The 19,680-nt window shown below is 72.0% G+C and carries 18 protein-coding genes; 6 read left to right on the forward strand and 12 right to left on the reverse strand.

The window, feature by feature from the left end; all coding sequences use genetic code 11:
* Window positions 1-198 precede the first annotated feature (198 nt).
* Window positions 199-684: a glutathione peroxidase gene (locus ACFUJ1_RS05975; RefSeq protein ID WP_378643036.1), complete on the reverse strand. Its 486-nt coding sequence runs from the start codon at window positions 682-684 to the stop codon at window positions 199-201.
* Between the two features lie 171 nt (window positions 685-855).
* Here ACFUJ1_RS05975 and ACFUJ1_RS05980 point away from each other — a divergent pair, with 171 nt between their 5' ends.
* Window positions 856-1,374, forward strand: coding sequence for a hypothetical protein (locus ACFUJ1_RS05980; protein WP_378643038.1), 519 nt, complete (start codon window positions 856-858; stop codon window positions 1,372-1,374).
* Window positions 1,371-1,802, forward strand: a complete 432-nt coding sequence (locus ACFUJ1_RS05985; RefSeq protein ID WP_378643040.1) for a DUF4439 domain-containing protein — start codon at window positions 1,371-1,373, stop codon at window positions 1,800-1,802. Before ACFUJ1_RS05980 ends, ACFUJ1_RS05985 begins: the two co-directional genes overlap by 4 nt.
* Window positions 1,803-1,966: 164 nt before the next feature.
* On the opposite strand, the gene ACFUJ1_RS05990 is transcribed toward ACFUJ1_RS05985, so the two are convergent.
* Both ACFUJ1_RS05990 and ACFUJ1_RS05995 read right to left on the reverse strand, forming a co-directional pair.
* Window positions 1,967-3,706, reverse strand: coding sequence for a proline--tRNA ligase (locus tag ACFUJ1_RS05990; protein WP_378643042.1), 1,740 nt, complete (start codon window positions 3,704-3,706; stop codon window positions 1,967-1,969).
* 45 nt (window positions 3,707-3,751) lie between these two features.
* Window positions 3,752-4,486 carry an SDR family oxidoreductase gene (locus ACFUJ1_RS05995; protein WP_378643044.1) on the reverse strand — a complete coding sequence of 245 codons (735 nt, stop codon included), beginning with the start codon at window positions 4,484-4,486 and terminating at the stop codon, window positions 3,752-3,754.
* Between the two features lie 85 nt (window positions 4,487-4,571).
* Between ACFUJ1_RS05995 and ACFUJ1_RS06000 the strand changes: the two genes are divergently transcribed.
* From ACFUJ1_RS06000 to ACFUJ1_RS06010, 3 genes are all read left to right on the forward strand, one after another.
* Window positions 4,572-5,417, forward strand: coding sequence for a helix-turn-helix transcriptional regulator (locus ACFUJ1_RS06000; RefSeq protein ID WP_378643046.1), 846 nt, complete (start codon window positions 4,572-4,574; stop codon window positions 5,415-5,417).
* Between the two features lie 16 nt (window positions 5,418-5,433).
* A complete protein-coding gene (gene yaaA / locus ACFUJ1_RS06005) occupies window positions 5,434-6,177 on the forward strand; it encodes a peroxide stress protein YaaA (RefSeq protein WP_378643049.1) in 744 nt (247 codons plus the stop codon).
* 95 nt (window positions 6,178-6,272) lie between these two features.
* Window positions 6,273-7,004: a hypothetical protein gene (locus ACFUJ1_RS06010; RefSeq protein ID WP_378611705.1), complete on the forward strand. Its 732-nt coding sequence runs from the start codon at window positions 6,273-6,275 to the stop codon at window positions 7,002-7,004.
* Window positions 7,005-7,639: 635 nt separating this feature from the next.
* On the opposite strand, the gene ACFUJ1_RS06015 is transcribed toward ACFUJ1_RS06010, so the two are convergent.
* Window positions 7,640-9,127 (reverse strand): MFS transporter, encoded by a 1,488-nt coding sequence (locus ACFUJ1_RS06015; protein ID WP_378643052.1) that lies wholly within the window; start codon window positions 9,125-9,127, stop codon window positions 7,640-7,642.
* Window positions 9,128-9,220: 93 nt separating this feature from the next.
* A complete protein-coding gene (cobA, locus tag ACFUJ1_RS06020; protein WP_378643054.1) occupies window positions 9,221-10,453 on the reverse strand; it encodes a uroporphyrinogen-III C-methyltransferase in 1,233 nt (410 codons plus the stop codon).
* 217 nt (window positions 10,454-10,670) lie between these two features.
* Here cobA and ACFUJ1_RS06025 point away from each other — a divergent pair, with 217 nt between their 5' ends.
* Window positions 10,671-11,906, forward strand: a complete 1,236-nt coding sequence (locus ACFUJ1_RS06025) for a TetR/AcrR family transcriptional regulator (RefSeq protein ID WP_378643056.1) — start codon at window positions 10,671-10,673, stop codon at window positions 11,904-11,906.
* On the opposite strand, the gene ACFUJ1_RS06030 is transcribed toward ACFUJ1_RS06025, so the two are convergent.
* Genes ACFUJ1_RS06030 through ACFUJ1_RS06060 form a run of 7 tightly spaced genes read right to left on the reverse strand, consistent with a single transcriptional unit; the run spans window position 11,903 to window position 19,677 of the window.
* A complete protein-coding gene (locus ACFUJ1_RS06030) occupies window positions 11,903-12,706 on the reverse strand; it encodes a hypothetical protein (RefSeq protein WP_378643058.1) in 804 nt (267 codons plus the stop codon). The genes ACFUJ1_RS06025 and ACFUJ1_RS06030 overlap by 4 nt on opposite strands.
* A 13-nt stretch (window positions 12,707-12,719) precedes the next feature.
* On the reverse strand, window positions 12,720-13,901 hold the full coding sequence (locus ACFUJ1_RS06035; RefSeq protein WP_378643060.1) for an MCE family protein: 1,182 nt from the start codon (window positions 13,899-13,901) through the stop codon (window positions 12,720-12,722).
* Entirely contained in the window at window positions 13,898-15,001 is a 1,104-nt protein-coding gene (locus ACFUJ1_RS06040; RefSeq protein ID WP_378643062.1) for an MCE family protein, read from the reverse strand. The genes ACFUJ1_RS06035 and ACFUJ1_RS06040 overlap by 4 nt, the downstream gene beginning before the upstream one ends.
* On the reverse strand, window positions 14,998-16,107 hold the full coding sequence (locus ACFUJ1_RS06045) for an MCE family protein (RefSeq protein ID WP_378643065.1): 1,110 nt from the start codon (window positions 16,105-16,107) through the stop codon (window positions 14,998-15,000). Before ACFUJ1_RS06045 ends, ACFUJ1_RS06040 begins: the two co-directional genes overlap by 4 nt.
* Entirely contained in the window at window positions 16,107-17,108 is a 1,002-nt protein-coding gene (locus tag ACFUJ1_RS06050) for an MCE family protein (protein WP_378643067.1), read from the reverse strand. Before ACFUJ1_RS06050 ends, ACFUJ1_RS06045 begins: the two co-directional genes overlap by 1 nt.
* Window positions 17,105-18,127, reverse strand: coding sequence for an MCE family protein (locus ACFUJ1_RS06055; protein WP_378643070.1), 1,023 nt, complete (start codon window positions 18,125-18,127; stop codon window positions 17,105-17,107). Before ACFUJ1_RS06055 ends, ACFUJ1_RS06050 begins: the two co-directional genes overlap by 4 nt.
* A complete protein-coding gene (locus ACFUJ1_RS06060; RefSeq protein ID WP_378643072.1) occupies window positions 18,124-19,677 on the reverse strand; it encodes an MCE family protein in 1,554 nt (517 codons plus the stop codon). The genes ACFUJ1_RS06055 and ACFUJ1_RS06060 overlap by 4 nt, the downstream gene beginning before the upstream one ends.
* Between the last annotated feature and the right edge of the window lie 3 nt (window positions 19,678-19,680).

Below are 19,680 nucleotides of genomic sequence, written 5' to 3' on the forward strand. Positions count from 1 at the left end.
TGGGCGGCTCCTGGTTCAGTTGTACGGGGGTCGGAAGTTCCTGTGCCGAGGGTCTAGCGTAACGCGCTCGGAGAGTGTAGAACGCAATCCGCTGGTCGGCGACGTCCTCCCGGCGGCGAGCCGGAGCGAACTCCGGGCATCCGAGACGCGACGGAGCCGCCGCTCCCGGCGGGGCGGCGGCTCCGGTCGGGGCTGCGGTTAGAGCGCCGCTTCGATGGCGGCGGTGACCTCGGGGGCGTCCGGGGTGGTGCGCGGCCGGAAGCGGCCGACGACCTTGCCATCCCGGTCGACCAGGAACTTCTCGAAGTTCCACTGGATATCGCCCGCGGTGCCGTCGGCGTCGGCGGTCTCGGTGAGCGTCCGGTACAGCTCGTGCCGCTCGTCGCCGTTCACATCGGTCTTCTCCAGCAGCGGGAAGTCGACGCCGTAGGTGGTGGAGCAGAACTCCTGGATCTCCTCCGCGCTGCCCGGCTCCTGCCCCATGAACTGGTTGCTGGGGACGCCGATCACGGTGAAGCCGCGCGGGCCGTACTGCTTCTGCAGCTCGACCAGGGCGCTGTACTGCGGCGTCAGGCCGCACTTGCTGGCGACGTTCACCACGAGGGCGGCGCGGTCACCGACCACGTCAGCCAGGGTGGTCTGCTCGCCGGCCAGGGTGCGCACCGGTACGTCTCGGATGCTCATTCGTCTCGGACCTGCCGTTCTTCGTAGTGTCCCGCCCCGCAGCCACGCTACCGGACCCGCTGGAATCGGTTCCGCGCGGACAACTTCGGGGCCCGGGTTCCGATGCCTGCCCGGCCACCGCGGTCTGGCACGATGGGGCGCGTGCCGAACCGCCCTCCCGCGTCCCGACCCGTGGTCGATCGCCGTACCGCCCTGCGCGCAGGGGCCGGTGCCTGCGCGGGGCTGCTGCTGCTCGGCGCGGCCGCCGGCTGCGCGAGCGACCCGGTGCACGATCCGGACCAGCTGGCCGGGCAGGAGGAACGGGCCCGCGTCGACGCGGCCGCGGCCACCGCCATGGCGGCCACCGAACCCGCCCGCGCCCGCGCCCTCGCGACGGTGGCGGCCGAGCGCACCGCGCACGCGGACGCGCTGCGCGCCGAGATCGCCAGGGTGGTCGGCCACTACGGCGACGGCACCACCCCCGTGCACCGCACCCGCGCCGCGCTGCCCGCCGAGCCGACCATCGACCCGATCACCGGCGCGACCGGCGGCAGCGCCGCCCCGCCCACCGTGCAGCAGCTGCGCGACCGGCTCACCCGTTCCCGCCGTTCGGCGGCCGACCTGGCGCGCACCCAGACCGGGTACCGCGCCGGGCTGCTCGCCTCGATCAGCGCGGCCTGCGCCGCGCACGCGGAGGTACTGCTCGCATGACCCCGGACCAGGAGGCGCTGAGCACCGCGCTGGACGCCGAGTACGCCGCCGTCTACGCGTACGGGATCATCGCCGCGTACGCCGCGGACGAGCGCTACACCGTCTTCGCCGAGCACGCCGCCGCGCACCGCGCCCGCCGGGACGCCACCGTCGACGCGCTCGCCGCGAGCGGGCTCACCCCGCCCGCGCCGAGCGCCGCCTACACCGCCCCGTTCCCGGTCACCGACCCGGTGGCGGCGGCCCGGCTCGCGGTCGCCGTCGAGACCGACAGCGCGGTTGCCTGGCGTTCGGTGGTCGAGAAGGGGACCACGCCCGAGGTGCGAACCACCGGCGTGGAGGCGCTCACCGAGGCCACGCTCCGCTTGGCCGCCTGGCAGTCCATCCTCGGCGCCGAGCCGCCGACCGTGGCGTTTCCCGGGACGGTCTGAAGGGCCGTCGGCCCGCGAACTGGATGCCCCGGCCGCGAGCAGTGCCATCTTTTTCAGCGCGACGACCACCCCCGCGCGAACGGCGATCGTTGCGACCGCGCGCGACTTCCCGCGCCGAACGAGCGGCCCCGGGCACTCCCAGCGGCCGCTCGCGGCGCGACCGATCAGCCGCGGACCCGCGCGACGACCGCCGCCACGGCCTCGGCGGCCGGAATCTCTTCCGCTTCTCCGCTGAACCGGTCGCGCAGCTCCACGACGCCCTGCGCCCAGCCGCGGCCGATCACCAGTACCAGCGGCATGCCGAGCAGCTCGGCGTCCTTGAACTTGACGCCCGGCGAGGCGGTGCGATCGTCGAAGAGCACCGCGAGCCCGGCGGCATCCAGCCCGGCCACGACCTCCTCGGCCCCGTCCCGCGCGGCACCGTCCTTGTTGGCGATCACCACGTGCACGTCGTACGGCGCGACTTCCGCGGGCCAGCGCAGCCCCTTGTCGTCGTGCTGCTGCTCGGCGATCACCGCGACCATGCGCGAGACGCCGACCCCGTAGGAGCCCATGACCAGCCGCGTCGGCTTGCCGTTCTCGCCGAGCACGTCCACCTCGAACGCGTCGGTGTACTTGTAGCCGAGCTGGAAGATGTGCCCGATCTCGATGCCGCGCGCCGTGACCAGCGTGCCGTTCCCGTCCGGCGCGGGATCGCCATCGCGCACCTCGGCGGCTTCGATGGTGCCGTCCGGCGTGAAGTCGCGACCGGCCACCAGCCCGACCACGTGCTTGCCCGGCGCGTCCGCACCCGTGATCCACGCGGTGCCGGTGCCGACCCGCGGGTCGACCAGGTACCGAATCCCGTTGCGCTGCAACCCACGCGGCCCGATGTAGCCCTTGACCAGGAAGGGATTGGCGGCGAAGCCGGCCTCGTCGAGCAGCTCGAACTCCGCAGGCTCCAGCGCCGCACCGAGCCGCTTGCCGTCCACCTCGCGGTCACCGGGGATGCCGATGCCGACGATCTCGGTCTTGCCGTCCGGGTGCCGCAGCTTCACCATGACGTTCTTGAGCGTGTCGGCGGCGGTGACCGCGCCGATCCCGGCGCCGTTCGCCCACTCCACCAGTGCGGCGATGGTCGGGGTATCCGGGGTGTCGTGCTCGACGGCTTCCGGCAGCCCCTCGATCGGCAGCGGCGCCGGCGCGGGCGTCACCACGGCCTCGACATTCGCCGCGTACCCGGACTCCGAGCGCACGTAGGTGTCCTCACCGACCTCGCTCTCGGCCAGGAACTCCTCCGACGCGCTACCGCCCATGGCTCCCGAGGTGGCCGCCACGATGGCGTACCGCACCCCGAGCCGCTCGAAGATCCGCTGGTACGCCTCGCGGTGCGCGGCGTAGCTGGCCTTCAACCCGGCCTCGTCCAGATCGAAGGAGTACGAGTCCTTCATGATGAACTCGCGCCCGCGCAGGATGCCCGCCCGCGGCCGCTCCTCGTCCCGGTACTTGGTCTGAATCTGGTACAGCGTGACCGGCAGGTCCTTGTACGAGTTGTACTCACCCTTCACCGTGAGCGCGAAGAGCTCCTCGTGGGTGGGGCCGAGCAGGTAGTCGGCGCCCTTGCGGTCGCGCAGCCGGAACAGCGCGTCGCCGTACTCGGTCCAGCGCTTGGTCGCCTCGTAGGGCTCGCGCGGCAGCAGCGCGGGCAGCGAGATCTCCTGCGCGCCGATGGCGTTCATCTCTTCCCGCACCACGTCCTCGACCCGGCGCAGCACCCGCAGCCCGAGCGGTAGCCACGAGTACACGCCCGGTGCGATCCGGCGGACGTAGCCCGCGCGCACGAGCAGTTTGTGGCTGGGCACCTCGGCATCGGCCGGGTCGTCGCGCAGGGTACGCAGGAAGAGGCGGGAGAGGCGGGTGATCACGGTTGCACAGGGTAGTCCGTGCTGGTCCGGCGCTGACCGGGGGTGTCAGACCAGTCCGCCGTTGGCCCTGATCGTCTGACCGTTCACCCAGTGCCCCGCCGGGCTCGCCAGGAAGGCGACGACGTTCGCGATGTCCGCCGGGGTGCCGAGCCGCTCCAGCGGCGGAGTCTTCGCCAGGGTCGCGATCTGCTCGTCGGACTTGCCGTCCAGGAAGAGGTCGGTCGCGGTGGGGCCGGGGGCGACGGTGTTCGCGGTGATGTCGCGGCCGCGCAGCTCCCTCGCCAGGATCAGCGTCATCGCCTCGACCGCGCCCTTGGATGCCGCGTACCCGCCGTAGGTCGGGAACTGGGCGCCGACCACGGAGGTGGAGAAGCCGATGAAGGCACCTTCGTTCCGGAGTCTGCGTGCGGCCTGCTTGGCGACCACGAAGGTGCCGCGGATATTGGTGCGGTGCATGGCGTCGAGTTCGTTCAGGTCGAGATCGGCGATGGTGGAGAGCATCATCCGCCCCGCCGCGTTGACCACCACGTCGATCCCGCCGAACTCCCGCTCCGCGCGGTCGAACAGCGCGGCGACGGCGATCTCGTCGGCGACATCGGCGCGCACCGCGATCGCCTTTCCTCCATTGCCGGTGATGGCCGCGACCGTCTCGTCCGCGGCGGCGGTATTGCCCGCGTAGTTCACGACGACCGCGAACCCGTCGGCGGCGAGCCGCTCGGCGACCGCCCGCCCGATCCCCCGCGATCCCCCGGTGACGATGGCTACCCGTGTCTCGTTCATGACTCCACCCTGCGCCGCGCCGCGCGCCGGTACCAGGGGATGCCACCCCCTGGGTCGCCGGGCGCCCGCCCCGCAAACTGGAGCCATGCGATCCGCGAAGTACACCGAACTCGGCGCGTTCCTCCGCTCCCGGCGCGAGCGCATCCGCCCGGAGCAGGTCGGGTTGGTCGCGGGTCCGCGGCGCCGGGTTTCCGGCCTGCGCCGGGACGAGGTGGCCCAGCTTGCCGGCGCCTCGGTCGACTACTACGTCGAACTGGAGCGCGGCGCCGGTTCACAGCCCTCCGAACAGATGCTCGCCGCGCTGGCCCGCGCACTCCGGCTGACCAGGGACGAGCGCGACCACCTCTACCACCTGGCCGAACGGCCGATACCGCGCACCGCCGACCCGCACCTGCACCCCGGCATGCTCGACCTGCTCACCCGGCTCACCGGAACCCCCGCCCAGGTGATCACCGACCTGCACGTCCCGCTGGTGCAGAACCCGCTCGCGGTCGCGCTGCTCGGCGACCAGTCCGGGCTGCGCGGCCCAGAGGCGAGCTTCGTCTACCGCTGGTTCACCGACCCGGACGCGCGCCGGATCTACCCCGAGCAAGACCACCCGGTGCACGCCAGGGCGTTCGTCGCCGACTTCCGCGCCGCCGCCGCCCGCAGGGACGCGGGCGACAGCGAGGCGCGCACCCTGATCGACGACCTGCTGGCCCGCTCGCCGGAGTTCGCCGCGCTCTGGGCCGAGCACGACGTCGCGGTCCGGCGCGACGACCGGAAGCGAATCCTGCACCCGTCGCTGGGGCTGCTGGAGGTGAACTGCCTGAACCTGTTCAGCGAGGACGGCAGGCAGCGGCTGCTCTGGTTCACCCCCGCGCTCGGCACCGAAAGCGCGGACCGGCTGGCGCTGCTCGCGGTGGTCGGCAGCGAGGACTTTCCCGGCTGAACTACCGTTGTCGCTCGTGCTGGTGCTGCTGCCCCCCTCCGAAACCAAGTCCGACGGCGGGCGCGGCGGCCCGCTCGACCTCGGCTCGCTCTCGCTGCCCGCGCTGACCCCGGTCCGGGCGCAGCTGCTCGATGCGGTGGAGAAGCTGGCCGCCGACCCAGCGACGGCCGCCGCCGTACTCGGGCTCGGCAAATCGGCGGAGGCGGAGATCGCCCGCAACGCCGCCGTCCGCACCTCCCCCACCCGCCCCGCGCTGGAGCGCTACACCGGCGTCCTCTACGACGCACTCGACGCGCGCTCCTTCACCCGCGCGCAGAAGGCGAAGGCGCTGCACCGGCTCGCCGTCGGCTCCGCGCTCTTCGGCGTGGTCCGCGCGGGCGACCCGATCCCCGCCTACCGCCTCTCCGGCGGCACCCGCCTCCCCGGGCTGCCCACCCTGCCCGCGCTCTGGAAGAACGCGCTCACCCCCGCGCTGCTCGCCGAGGCGGCGGGTGGGTTGGTGATCGACCTGCGCTCCGGCAGCTACCAGGCGCTCGGGCCGGTGCCAGGCGCCGTCACCGCCACCGTGCTCACCGGGCAGCCGGACGGGAGCCGAACCGTGGTGAGCCACTTCAACAAACACCACAAGGGGCTGCTCGCCCGCGCCCTCGTACTCACCCGCGCGGACCCGTCGGACGTGCGCGGGGTGGGCCGGATCGCCGCCGGTGCCGGGCTCCGGGTCGAGATCGCCTCCCCCACCGAACTCCTCGTCCTCACCTGAAAAACAATTCGCGCGAACACCGGGCACTCCCGTAGCGTCGTTCCCGCACCGGGGGGCGAAAGACGGTGTGAGGCAACGATTCGGGGAGGTGGACCATGACGAAGCTCAATCAGATCATCGCCGTCGAGAAGGGCGTGAAGAGCGGTTCGGCGCGCGAGCTGGCCGAGGCGAGGGCGCTGCTGCAGAAGCAGGCGCTGCTCGCGGGCATCGCCCGCACGTACCAGCCCAAGGACGAGGAGGGCGAGCAGCTTCCGGCCGAGTCCACCCGCGTGCAGGTCACCTCCGAGGAGGTGCTGCGGCGCACCGCGGCCACGCTCACCCGGCTCTTCGACGTCACCGCGACCAAAGACTGGGCGAACACCACGGCCACCGCCGACGTCACCGTCGACGGCGAGGTGCTGCTCCCGCAGGTGCCGGTCTCGTACCTGCTCTTCCTGGAGAAGCAGCTGGCCGAGCTGCACCAGTTCGTGAAGTCGCTGCCGGTGCTGGACGCCGCCGAGTCCTGGTCCTTCGACGACTCCACCGACACCTGGCGCACCGACGCCGTGCGCACCATCCGCACGCGGAAGGTGCCGCGCAACCACGTCAAGGCGGAGGCGACGGAGAAGCACCCGGCGCAGGTCGAGGTGTACTACGAGGACATCGCGGTCGGCTACTGGACCACGGTGAAGTTCTCCGGCGCGCTGCCCGCGCGGCGGGTGAACGAGCTGGTGCAGCGGGTCGAGACGCTGCGCGAGGCGGTGCAGTTCGCCCGCGAGGAGGCCAACGGCGCCGAGGTGGCCGACCGCCGCACCGGCGACGCCGTCTTCCGCTACCTGTTCCGCTGACCCCACGAACTCCCCCGCCGCGAGCCGGGGGATGCGCTCCCTGAGCGCAAAAACTCACGCTGATCGATCAGCCTGACTCTCAAGTTCAGACTCTCGCTCCAGCACGAGTATTCGTCGCCCTTGTTCCGGCCTCGCGGCCCGGACGCACGGCGGCGGGGTGCCGGTTCGAATCCGGTCCTCGGTGTCTTCCTACCGAGGTGGTCCAACGGAAGGGCACGTCGCAGTCACCATGATCCGGCCGCGGAGGTCGGCGCAGGCACGGGGCGACTCATTTCCGGGGCCCGGGAGCAGGCCAAGCTCCCGGGTCCCTCTCGTCTATTACGCCGAGACCTCGTCCATGAGCATGCGGAGTGTCAGCGAGTGCTTCTCGGGAGGTAGCGCGTCGAGTGCGGCGCGGGCATAGGCGATGCCGCCCTCCCGGTCTCCCGTCCGGCGCGGGAATGTCTTCGCGTACAGCGTCGTCAGTCGCGAGGCATGAGCCCACATCCGGGGTGTGGCACCCGAGTCCTGGTGGACATCGAACTGCCGCTCGGCGGAGAGTCGCGACGCCGAACGACCGGTCGAGGAGCGGGCCACCGATGGGTCAGGGTGCGACGCCGAGATCGGCGGCGATCTGCCGCCTTCCGGAGTACCGCTCACCCAAGCTGGGCTTCCTTCTCCGCATGCTGCGCCTCGGCCAACTGCGCGGGCGTGTACCGAAGCGTCAACGCGACCGCGCCGATGAGCAGCGCCAACAGCGCGCAGCAGAAGAGGACGAGGGTGTAGCCGTTGCCGAGCGCCTCGACCTCGAGCTCGGTCATGTCGGTGGCGGGGACACCGACCACCCCACCGACGGCGAGGGTGCGGGAGGCGGCGATGGGGGTGAAGAGGCCGATGGCGATGGGGGTGGCGAGGTTCATGAACATCTGGCCGACGGCGGCGAGCGGGCCGATGTCGGCGGCGGGGACGCCGACCAGGACGCAGATCGGGGCCAGCACCATGGCGACGCCGACGCCGAAGCCGATCACCACGAGCAGGGGCAGCAGGATGGTGAAGTAGTCGACGTCGCCCTTCAGGGTGGAGGCGAAGGCCAGGCCGCAGGCGAGGACGGCGCTGGCGACCAGGAGCAGCCAGCGCGGGGCGACCAGGAGCGCGAGCTTGGAGGCCAGCGCGCCGCCGATGCCGATGCCGACGGTGAACGGGATGGCGGCGAGCCCGGCGGTGAGCGGGCTGTAACCGAGCACGTTCTGCAGGAACTGGGCGACGAAGAACGTCATCGCGCCGAGCATGCCGCCGGCCAGGAAGATGAGCAGGAAGGTGGCGATCCGGTCGCGCCGGTCGAAGAGCGACCAGGGCAGCAGGGGGGAATCGACGCGGCGTTCCAGCAGGACGAAGACGATCAGCAGCAGCAGGCCGCCGACGAGCGCACCGATGATGTACGGGCTGTCCCAGCCGAGCTGCGGCCCCTCGGTGGCGCCGAAGACGATGGCGGCGCAGGCGGTGGTGCCGAGCAGCGCGCCGCGCACGTCGAGGGTGGTGCGCTGGTGCGCGGTGTCGGAGAGGGTGGCGACCGCGCCCGCGATGATGAGCGCGCCGATCGGCACGTTGATCAGGAAGATCCAGCGCCAGGAGACCTCGGTGAGCGCGCCGCCGACCACCAGGCCGCCGACCGAGCCGACCCCGACCATCGAGCCGAGGATCGCGACCGCCTGATTGCGCGCCTTACCGGGGGCGAAAGTGGTGGCGACCAGGGCGAACGCGGTCGGCGCCGCGATCGCGGCGCCGGCGCCCTGGAGAGCGCGCGCGGCGAGCAGCATCCACTCGGCCTGGGCGAGGCCGCAGAGCAGCGAGGCGAAGGTGAAGACCGCCACGCCGCTGATCAGCATGCGCTTGCGGCCGAAAGAGTCACCAAGGCGGCCGCCGAGCAGCATCAACCCGGCGAAGGTGAGGCCGTAGGAGGTGACGGTCCAGGCGCTGCCCGCGCTGGAGAGCCCCATCTCCTCCTGCAGCCGGGGTAGCGCGAAGATCACGACGGTGCCGTCGAGCACCACCATGAGCTGCAGCCCGCTCAGTACCAGGATGGCGAGCCCGAAGGCGCGCCCGGTCACCGGGTAGTGCGGGGTCACCGCGGGGTCTCTGAGCACCCGGCCACTGTAAATCATGCGTCACAGACACCTATCCGGGCGGATGGCCGGGGACGCCGGGCGGCGACCTGCGGATTCCGGGCCGCGCACCAGTTACGCAGGGGCCGAGCCGAACCCGGCCGTCGGGCCGATGACGACAATCGCCGGGGGCCGGATGCCCTCGGCCTTGACCCGCTCGGCCACGGTGCCGAGGTCGGCGCGGAGCACCCGCTGGGTGCGCAGCGTGCCCTCCTGGATCACCGCGGCGGGGGTGTCGGCGGCGCGCCCGCCGTCGAGCAGCGCGGCGGCGAAGCGGTCGAGCCGCTCGACCGCCATCATGAGCACGAGCGTGCCGCGCAGCGTGGCCAGGGCGGGCCAGTCGACGAGGGAGTCCGGGTGGTCCGGTGCCAGGTGGCCGCTGACCACGACGAACTCGTGGGTGACGCCACGGTGCGTCACCGGGATGCCTGCCGCTGCGGGCACCGAGATGGGGCTGGTGATGCCGGGGACGACGGTCACCGCGACCCCGGCCTCGACGCACGCCTCCAGCTCCTCGTAGCCGCGGCCGAAGACGTACGGGTCGCCGCCCTTGAGCCGGACCACGAACTTGCCCGCCCTCGCGCCCTCGACGAGGGTCCGGTTGATCTCCTCCTGCGCCATGGCCCGGCCGTACGGGATCTTGGCGGCGTCGATCACCTCGACCTCGGGGCCGAGCTCGGCGAGCAGCTCCGGCGGGGCCAGCCGGTCGGCGACCACCAGGTCGGCCCTGGCGAGCAGCCTGCGGCCGCGCACGGTGATCAGATCGGGGTCGCCGGGCCCGCCGCCGACCAGCGCGACGCCGGGAACCACCGGGTCGGAGTCGTCGGTGACGACCCCGGACTGCAGCGCCTCGAGCAGCGCGCTGCGCACCGCGGCCGAGCGCCGGTGCGCGCCGCCTGCCAGCACGCCGAGGCTGAGCCCGTCGTAGCGCGCGGTGGCGGGGGTGACTGCGGTGCCGAGCCGCGCGACATCCGCGCGCACGCAGAAGATCCGGCGCGCGGTGGCCTCGGCCACGATGGCGGCGTTGGTCTCCGGCTCGTCGGTGCAGGCGATGGCGTACCAGGCGCCGTCCAGGTCGCCGTCGGCGTAGTCGCGCAGTTCCAGGGTGAGCTGCCCGGCGCCCGCCATCCCCTCGACGGCCGGGGTGACCGCGCGGCTGACGACGTGCACCTCGGCGCCGGAGGCGATGAGCAGCCCCAGCCTGCGCTGGGCAACCGAACCGCCGCCGACCACGACGACGCGCCTGCCGTTCAGATCGAGACCGACGAGATAGTTGGGATCGCCGGCATCGGGAGGAGTATCGGACACGGGGAATCAGCCTACGGAGCGCCGCGGAACCGACCGGTGGGCACCCCGGCGCCGACCGTCCCTATCGTTCCGCGCACCGGATAAGTTACGCGAAATTCGGATATCACTGTCGGACTTATGTCCTGATCAGTCCGGCTTCGTGTGATCTCCGGTTCATTCCGGTCACGAGCGCGACAGAGTGCCGTGCAGTGCCCGGTTCTCCGATAGTCTCGCCGGTATGGCTGCTGGTAACCGGCGCTCGACGCGAGCGGACGACCCACCGGAGAACCGGCCGGTGCGGCGCAGGCCCGCGGATCGCCGGGCGCAGATCGCGAACGTCTCCGCGGAGGCGTTCGGCGCGCACGGCTACCACGGTGTGAGCATGGAGGAGATCGCGACCCGGCTCGACATCACCTCCACCGCGCTGTACCGGCACTACCCGAGCAAGTACGCGCTGTTCCGGCAGGAGGCGCTGCGGCTCAGCGGGATCAGCGCGGAGGCGGTGCGGCTGCCGCCGGAGTCGGTCGAGTGGGACGCGGAGCAGCGCTGCGCGCACGTCGTCGAGGCGCTGCTCGCGGTCTGCATCACCAACCGGCGGCGCGGCGCGCTGCTCCGCTGGCAGCACCGCTACCTCGAAGAAGAGGACCGGCGCACGCTGGTCGCCCAGATGGCGGCGACCGATGCCGCGATCCGCGAGCGGATCGCGGAGCTGCGGCCGGGGCTGCCGAGCGCGGAGCGCGCGGTGCTCACCGCCGCGGTGATGAGCGTGATCGGCAGCATCTCCGACCACCGGGTCGCGGTGCCGACCCGGCCGCTCACCGCGCTGCTGGCCGGGGCCTGCCGGGATATCGCCGGTTGCACGCTGCCCGCCGGGACCCGCGCCGAGGAGCGCACGCCGCCACCGGCCGCGGCGACCTTCACCCACGAGGTGGTGCTGCAGAAGGCGGTGGAGCTCTTCCACGTGCGCGGCTACCCGGGGGTGAGCGTCGAGGACATCGCGGCGGCCGCCGGGCTGCCTGCCTCCTCGGCGGTGTACCGCTTCTACCGGAGCAAGGGCGACCTGCTCGCCGCCGCCTTCCGGCGCGCGGCGGACCGGGTGTCGGCGGTGATCGGGCCGGCCATCGCGGGCACCGACGGGCCGGGGGCCGCGCTCACCCGGCTGATCGAGCTGTACGTGGACGGGTCGTTCGCCGAGCGCGAGCTGACCTTCGTCTACTACGCCGAGATCGGCAACGTGCCCGCGGCCGACCGGACCACGCTGCGCAATATCCAGCGGCTCAATGTCGAGGAGTGGGCCAAGCTGGTGACGGCGGTGCGCTCCGGGTTGAGCGCGGCGCAGGCGCGGGTGCTGGTGCACGCGGCGTTGGCGCTGGTGGTCGATCTCGGGCAGTGGATGGGGCCGGAGCACCCGGAGTGCACCAGGGCACGGGTGGTGCACCTGATGCGGGTGATCCTGCTCGGCAGCGAGGACTAGGGCTGGTTCGGCGCCAGCGGTGAGTTGACGTTGTTCACCAGCCAGCGGCCGTCGATCTTCTGCAAGCGCATGACCATGGAGAGCTGGCCGGGGGCCGGTTTGCCCTGGGTGCCGAGGGAGGTGATGGTCTGGCCGATCACCACGATGGCCTCGGCCGAGGTCTCGTCGGCGCTCTTGATGGCGCACTGTACGTCGTCGGCCTTGGAGATCACCTCGCCCTTGGCGAGGACGTCGCGGAGTTCCTTGCTGGTGTCGGCGAACTGCTGCTTCCAGTCGCCGGTGGCGCCGTCCAGGACGCCCTGGAAGTAGGCGTCCAGGTTCTTGGCGTCGTACTCGGCCAGTACCGGGGCGTAGGTGCAGGCGGCTTCCTGGGCCTCGGCTCTGGCGTCCTCCAGGGCGTCGAGGTTGTTGTTCTGCACGAACAGGGTGATCGATGTCGCGATGGCGGCGATCAGGAGTGCCGCGGTCGCCGCGAGGGCGATCACCGGGCGGGTGAGTTTGCGCCCGGACTCCGGTTTCACGGTCGCGGACGACTCGCCTTCGGCCTCGGCAGTGGAGGATTTGGCGCGCGTCGCGTCACCCCCGGCGGCTGCGCCTGCCGTCGGCGACGCGACGGCGCGCGAGGTCTCCGCGGCGGCCGATTCGGAAGCGGCCGACTGCTGTGCGGCAGCGGACTTCTCGGGAGCCGACTCGGCGGCGGTCACCGGCTTCACGTCGGCGGCGGCAGCCGATTTCGGCTCGGCGGCAGCCGAGTCCGCGCCTTCGGCGGGAACTTCGTCCTTGTCGGTCGGATCGCTCATGAGCGGGAGAGTCCTATCTGCCGGGAATGGGTCGGGAGAGTTCGTCGCCGGTGACGCCGGGCGGCGGCCCGGAGCCGTTGTCCGGGACGTTGGGGCGCGGTGCGTTGGCCGACCCGCGCACCTGCAGCGCGGGGTTGCTGGTGACACAGTAGTTGTAGAGCCGCACCCTGGTGTCGGTGGCGGTCAGCGTCGGCACCACGGGGATGGTGTCGTAGTCGCAGGTGGGGCGCGGCCACAGGTCGACGAGGGTGTGGAAGGCGCCGTCGTGCGCCGGGATGCCAAGCGCCTCACTGCCTTCGCGGAGCGCGGGGAAGAGCGCGGCGATGGCGGGGGCGCGCAGTTTGGCCGCCCTGGTGATGGCGACGAAGTTGGTCACCAGGTTGGTGATCGGGTCCTGCGTCTCCTCGATGAACCCGCCGAGCGTGGCGAGCTGCCCCGGCGCCAGGTCGAGGAAGTCCCGCACCTCGGCGTCGGCGGCGGTGAGCTGGCGGAAGAGCGCGCCCGCGCCGGTGGTGAGGGTGGTGAGGTCGGGCTGGGCGAGCGAGGTGGTGTCGGCGATCACCGCGAGGTTGCGGATGAGCTGCTGGGTCTGCGGCAGCATGCCGTCCAGCCCGGCCAGCGCCTGGCTGATCCCGGAGACCATGTTGCGCAGCCGGTCCGGGCCGCCGCGCAGCGCCCGGTCCAGCTCGTCCACGATCACGGTGAGCCGCTCCGGGTTCAGGCTGCCGATCAGCCCGCTCAGGTTCAGCAGCAGCGACTGCACCGGCACCGGGGTGTCGGTGCGGGAGACATCGATCAGCGAGCCGTCGCCCAGGTACGGGCCGCCCTCGGTGTCCGGGCGGAAGTCCAGATACTGCTCGCCCGCGGCGGAGAGCCGCCCGACCGCGACCGTGCCACCCACCGGAATCCGCACATCGGACTTGATCTCGGCCACCGCGGCGACCCCGGGCCCGGAGACCCGCACCTCGGTGACCTTGCCGATCCGGCTGCCCCGGAAGGTGACGTCGTTGTTCGCCGCCAGCCCGCCGGAGTCGCGCAGCTGCACGGTGACCGCGTAGGTGCGGGCGGGCAGCAGGTCTAGCCGCATGACGGCCACCGCCAGGTAGCCGCTGCCGAAGATCAATACGAGGACCAGCCCGAGGTTGGCGATCGCGATCCGGTTGCGTACCAGCCAGTTCCACAGCGGGATGTTCATCGCGGGCCCTCCTGCGGCGCGGGCAGGCCGTTCAGCCTGCCCATGACCTTCTCCAGCACCTGGGTGAGGCTGCCGATGAAGGCGGGGATGTCGGTGCCGTCCGGCAGGCGGCTGCCGGTGGGGTCGGTGAGCGCGCCGACGCTGAGGTAGGAGACGGTGGCGGCGACCGCGAGCGTCGGCCCCTCGATCGAGGTCATCAGCGACGGGTAGATGGTGTGCAGCCCCTCCAGCATCTGGTTCAGCTCGTCGCCGGTCTGGGTGAAGCCGGTCATGAGCCGCTGGATGCTGTCGAAGAGGCTGACGAAGTCCTGCCCGCTGGTCTGCGAGAAGTCGCCGAGCGCGGCCATGGTGACCGCGACCTTGTCGATCAGCCCGGTGATCTCCCTGTTGTTCTCGGCGACCAGGCCGAGCAGGTCGGGGAAGGTGTCCGCGGCCGCGCCGAGCTCGGCCTTGCGCGCGGCCAGCTCACCGGTGAGCGCGTTGACGCCGTTGAGCAGCCCGTCGATGTCGGCGGTGCGGGCGTTGAGCGCCGCGATCACCGCGGTCATCTCGGTGATCAGGTGCGCCAGCTGCGGCGCGCGCCCGCCGAACATGGAGTTCATCTGCGCCGTGATCTCCGCGGCCTGGTTCAGCCCGCCGCCGTTGAGCAGCATGGCGACCGAGAGCATCAGCTCCTCCACCGAGGCGCCTGCCGCGGTGCGCTCCACCGGGATGACGTCGCCCGGCTCGAGCAGGCCGGAGCCCGCGCTCGCCGCGGGCAGCGTCATGGCGACGTAGACGTCGCCGAGCGGGGTGCCCTGGCGCAGCTCCGCGGTGGTGCCCGCGGGGAGCTTGATGTCCTCGCGGATCTCCATCGTCACCTCGGCGACGAAGTTCGTGGTCTGGATGGCGCTGACCACGCCGATGTCGGTGCCGCCGATGCGCACGTGCGCGCGGTTCGGCAGGTTCAGCGCGTCCCGGAAGGCGGCGCGGATGGTGTAGCCGGGGCCGCCGATGCCTGGCTCCGGCATGGGGACGTCGTCCACCGTGACGGCGCAGCCGGTGAGCGCGAAGCTCAGCGCGGTGGCGCAGGCCGCGGCGCGGAGCAGGGCCCGCCTCATTTCGTGAGTCCGAGCAGCGCGGCGGTGAGCCCGAAGTCGGGCCCCATGTCCTGGAGTTTGCCGGTGCGGCAGCCGTCGAGCCGCGCCTGGATGCGCTCGCAGAAGAGGCTGAGCTGCTCGCTGTCCAGCGCCGCCTTGTCCAGCAGGCCGTGCAGTCGCAGCGCCCGGTGCTCCCGGCTCACCGAGTTGGAGATGTTCTGGAAGACCAGCGGCCCCACGTCGACGATCTCGGTCAGGCCGCGGGCGTTGGCCCGCATCTGGGCGGCGATCTCGACGAAGCGGGTGATCGCCCCGGCCAGCTGGTCCCGGTTGTCGCCGACCACCGTCGCGGTGTTGGTGACGAAGTCGTTCAGCTGGGTGAGCACCGCCTGCAACCCGGGCGCCTGATCGCCGAGCAGTGCGACCAGCTCGGTGAGCCTGCCACTGAAATCCCTTACGGTGGAATCGTTCTCGGCGATCACCTGGGTGATCTCCTGCAGCTTGGCGATGGTGGTGGCGATCTGGTCCTTGTTCGCCAGCGTCACCTCGAAAGCCGAGCTGAGCGCGTCCAGGGTCTCGGCGAGCCGGTCGCCGTTGCCCTCGAGCAGCGGGAAGAGCACCCGGCTCGCGAGCGGCCCCTCCTCGCTGTCGCCCTTGAGCGCCGCGCCGAGCTGGTCGAAGTTCTCCAGGATGCGGTCCAGCTCCACCGGGACCCTGGTGCGGGCGATCGGGATGTGGTCGCCGTCGGCGAGGGTCGGGCCGTCCCCGCCGTACGCGGGGGCCAGCTCGACGTGCCGGTTGGTGATCAGCTGCGGCGAGATGAGCGCGGCCATGGCGTCGGCGGGCACCCGCACCCCGGCGTCGAGCGACATGGTGACCTCGACGTAGGAGCCGCGCGGGGTGACGGTGTCGACCTGCCCGACCGGGACGCCGAGCACGGCGACCTCGTTGCCCGCGTACAGCCCGGCGACGCTCTCGAAGTCGGCGCTGACCTTGATCCGTTCGCCGAGGTACTGCCCGGGCAGCCGGCTCACGGTGTCCGGCAGCAGCGAGCAGCCCGCCGCGGTGAGGGCGGCGACCGCGAGCGCGGCGATCCTGGCGAAGCGCGTGTGCGCGGTGTTCTTCATCAGTTGCACCCCGGTGCGAGCTGGGCGGAGCAGAGCCAGTTGTCCGGCAGCAGCCACGGCGCCCAGACGTCGCCGTAGGGGCCGTTGCCGAGCACATTGTTGAACTGGCGCAACCCCACCGGCATGATCTCGTAGAGCCGGTCCAGGTTGTCCCGGTTCTTCTCCAGCCCCTCGGTCATCGTGTTCAGGTTCTCGATCAGCGGACCGAACTGGCCGTTGTTCTGCACACCCATCTCCTGCAGCAGCGCGGAGAGCGCCGCCACGTTGTCGAGTAGTTTCCGCAGCAGGTCCTGCCGCAGTGCCACCGCGTTGCCGATGGCCTCACCGCGGGTGAGCAGCACCAGCACGCTGTTGCGGTTGTCCGCCACCAGCTGCGAGACCTGGTCCATGCTCTTGAGCAGGGTGTCGACCTCGTCGCGGCGGTTGTTCACGACCCTCGCCAGCGAGCCGATGCTGTCCAGCGCGGCCACGGTGAGCTGCGGCGACTCCCCCATCTGCCGCGTGAGCAGGTCGAGCGCCTCGCGCAGCTTGCCCGGGTCGATCCGCTCGATCCGCTCGAAGGAGGCGGTGTAGCGGGAGTCCTGGATCACCTTGGCCAGGTTGTACGGGACGGCGGTGTTGCTCAGCGGGATCCGGTCGCCGGGCAGCCCCTTCCCGTCGCCGGGGATCAGGTCGATGTGCAGCCTGCCGAGGATGGTGGACATCTCGATCGCCGCCTTCGCGTCCGCGCCGAGCTCGATGTCGCGGCGGATGCGGAGCACCGCCACCACCTTCTGCCCCTCCAGCTCGACCTTCTGCACCTCGCCGACCTCGATGCCGGAGATGTCCACGGTCGCGCCCGGCCGCAACCCGGCGGCCTGGGCGAACTCCGCCTCGACGGTCTTGCTGCCCAGCTGGGCCCGGGAGATCACGCTGGAGCCGACCAGCAGCAGCACCACCGCCGCGGCCGCGGCGAAGCCGAGCCAGAGGAAGCGGTTGTCCCGATAACGCGGCAGCCTCATCGGCAGACCTCCGATTGTGATTCGCCGCCGACCTGCGAGACCAGCCCCGGCGGGAGCAGGACGCCCCAGAGCGAGACGTCGAGCCGGCAGATGTAGGCGTTGCCGTAGGCGCCGTAGCCGGAGAAGCGCGCGAGGCCGTTCAGGAAGTCGGGCAGCTCGACCGCGGCCCGGTCCAGCGAGGCGCCGTTGAGCAGCAGCAGCGCGACGCCGGTGGTGGCGGTGTCCTGGGCGCGGGCCAGATCCGGCTGCACCAGGCCGACCAGGTTCACCAGCGAGTCGGTGGAGCGGGCGACCGTCTCGACCGAGCTCTTCAGGTTCTCGCCCTGGGCGTAGAGCGCGTCCATCAGCGCCCTGGCCTGGGTGATCAGCGTCTCCAGCTCGTCGGTGCGGTTGGCGAGGCCCGCCATCACGCTGCTCAGGTTGGAGATCACCGCGGCCAGCAGCTCGTCGCGCTCGCCGAAGGTGCTCGCCAGCTCGGCGGCCTGGGTGACCAGCGCGCTCAGCGAGACGCCGTCGCCCTGCAGCGCCTGGATCAGCGTCTCCGAGAGCGAGTTCACCTGGTCCGGTTGCAGCACCCCGAAGAGCGGCTCGAAGCCGGAGAGCAGCGCCGAGACGTCGAACGACGGCTCGGTGTGCTCGACCGGGATGACGCCGCCCGGCTTCAGCTGGTTGCCCGCCTGCTCGCCCGGCATCAGCGCGATGTAGCGCTGGCCGATCAGGTTCTGGTAGCGGACCAGCGCCTTCGTGGTGGTGGTGAGGTGCTGGCGGTCCTGGATGCTGAAGTCGATCTCGGCGTGGTAGCCGTCGACGAAGTCGATGTCGTCGACCCGGCCGACCCGCACACCCGCCACCCGCACGTCGTCGCCGACCCGGACGCCGAGCACGTCGGTGAAGACCGCCGAGTAGCCGTCGGTGTCGCCGGAGACCGAGCGCTGCAGGGTCGACCAGATGGTGTAGGTGAGCACGGTGGCGAGCACCGCGAACAGGCTGAACGTGACAAGTGCCCTGGCGGATTTCACGCCGCACCTCCGTCGTGGATCTCCAGGGAGCCGCCCGCGAGCAGCGGGGTCAGCAGGAGCAGTTGCGCGGCGGTGGGTGTGCCGCCGGTGAGGGCGGCGACCGCCGCCGCGCCGCGCAGGCGAAGGGGTCCGGTCACGGCGATCGGCTTCGCGGGCCCCGGCCCACCGGGCGCCGCACCGGGGCGGCTCGGATCGAGGTTCGCCGCAGCGGGGCCGAAGCCCTGCCCGTCGGCGGGCGTCGAGCCGTCACCGGGGGGCGGAGCCGTCCCGGCCGCCTGCGGTCCGCCCGGGATCCCGAAAAGACCGGGAATCGTGGGCAATCCGGGGATGGACGGGAGGCCGGGGATCGCGGGGAGGCCCGGGATCAGCGGCTGGGACGCGGGCGCGCCGGGGACGACCGCGGGCGCGGCGATCGGGGGCGGCCCGGCGGCATCGAGCCAGCGCGGCAGCATCGCGGCGGGGTACTCCTGCTCCGGGGCGACCTCGGGGACCGTCGGCCCCCCGCAGCGCGGCCCGGCGAGCTCGCCGTAGTGCGGGCAGTCCGCGGCGGTGTACTGCTGGAACGGCGTGAAGCTGACGTCCATCTTCCAGACCATCTGCTTACTCGGCCCGAAGCTGAACACCCCCTCCAGCTGCTGCAGCGCGTAGTTCAGGTTGTGCACCGCGAGCGGGATGGTCTCGGCGTCGCCCGCCAGGCTGCCGAACAGCCCGGCGAGCCCGGGCACCAGCTCCTTGGCGGAGTCCGGGTTGCGGGCGAACAGCTCGTTCACCGAGTCCACCGCGCCGCCCGCCGTGGCGAGCAGGTTCACCAGCCCCTCCCTGCGCTCGGTGAGCGTGCGCGCGGTCGTCACCGACTCGGCGAGCACGCCGACCAGCTCCGGCGCCGACTTGCTCAGCTCGGTGGTGGCCCGGCCCAGGTCGCCGAGCAGCGAGCCGACCTCGGGGATGGCGTGCACCTCGGTCATCCAGCGGTCCAGCCGCTCGATGGTGGAGCCGGGGGCGCGGGCGCCGGGGTCGAGCGCGGCGGAGAGCGTGGCGAGCACCCGGCCCAGCTTCTCCGGCTGGATGTTCTCCAGCACGTCGCGCAGCACGGTGAGCGTGGTCTGCAGCTGCACCGTCGCCTCGCCGGTGTCCTCCGGGATGACGGCGCCGGAGCGCAGCCCGTCGGGGCTGCCGCCCTGGTCGACGAGTTCGATCGCGGTCACGCCGAACAGGTTGTTCGGGATCACCCGCGCGGTGACGTCGGCCGGGATGGTGCCCGCGATCCCCGGCTTCAGGTGGATCTCGGCGCGCTGGCTCTGCCCGCGCGCCACCACCTCGACGGCGTCGACGGTGCCGACCACCATGCCGCGGAACTTCACGTCGGCGCGGGCGGGCAGCCCGTCACCGGTACTGGTGAGCAGCGCGGTGACCGGGACCTTCTTCTCGAAGTACCCCTCGTAGCGCAGCGCGAGCAGGCCGAGCACGAGCAGCGTGATCAGCACCAGGACCAGCCCGGCGATCGAGAGCTTGGCGGCGGTGGGGCCGCGGCCGCTGGGATCGAGCAGCATCGT

It is taken from the genome of Nocardia sp. NPDC057227, from assembly GCF_042669725.1.
Lineage (GTDB): Bacteria > Actinomycetota > Actinomycetes > Mycobacteriales > Mycobacteriaceae > Nocardia > Nocardia asteroides_A.

What these genes read in the sequence shown, in the direction of transcription:
- ACFUJ1_RS05975 (WP_378643036.1), bottom strand. Translation starts at nt 684, where the DNA reads ATGAGCATCCGAGACGTACCGGTGCGCACCCTGGCCGGCGAGCAGACC.
- ACFUJ1_RS05985 (WP_378643040.1), top strand. Translation starts at nt 1,371, where the DNA reads ATGACCCCGGACCAGGAGGCGCTGAGCACCGCGCTGGACGCCGAGTAC.
- ACFUJ1_RS05995 (WP_378643044.1), bottom strand. Translation starts at nt 4,486, where the DNA reads ATGAACGAGACACGGGTAGCCATCGTCACCGGGGGATCGCGGGGGATC.
- ACFUJ1_RS06000 (WP_378643046.1), top strand. Translation starts at nt 4,572, where the DNA reads ATGCGATCCGCGAAGTACACCGAACTCGGCGCGTTCCTCCGCTCCCGG.
- ACFUJ1_RS06010 (WP_378611705.1), top strand. Translation starts at nt 6,273, where the DNA reads ATGACGAAGCTCAATCAGATCATCGCCGTCGAGAAGGGCGTGAAGAGC.
- ACFUJ1_RS06025 (WP_378643056.1), top strand. Translation starts at nt 10,671, where the DNA reads ATGGCTGCTGGTAACCGGCGCTCGACGCGAGCGGACGACCCACCGGAG.
- ACFUJ1_RS06030 (WP_378643058.1), bottom strand. Translation starts at nt 12,706, where the DNA reads ATGAGCGATCCGACCGACAAGGACGAAGTTCCCGCCGAAGGCGCGGAC.
- ACFUJ1_RS06035 (WP_378643060.1), bottom strand. Translation starts at nt 13,901, where the DNA reads ATGAACATCCCGCTGTGGAACTGGCTGGTACGCAACCGGATCGCGATC.
- ACFUJ1_RS06040 (WP_378643062.1), bottom strand. Translation starts at nt 15,001, where the DNA reads ATGAGGCGGGCCCTGCTCCGCGCCGCGGCCTGCGCCACCGCGCTGAGC.
- ACFUJ1_RS06045 (WP_378643065.1), bottom strand. Translation starts at nt 16,107, where the DNA reads ATGAAGAACACCGCGCACACGCGCTTCGCCAGGATCGCCGCGCTCGCG.
- ACFUJ1_RS06050 (WP_378643067.1), bottom strand. Translation starts at nt 17,108, where the DNA reads ATGAGGCTGCCGCGTTATCGGGACAACCGCTTCCTCTGGCTCGGCTTC.
- ACFUJ1_RS06060 (WP_378643072.1), bottom strand. Translation starts at nt 19,677, where the DNA reads ATGCTGCTCGATCCCAGCGGCCGCGGCCCCACCGCCGCCAAGCTCTCG.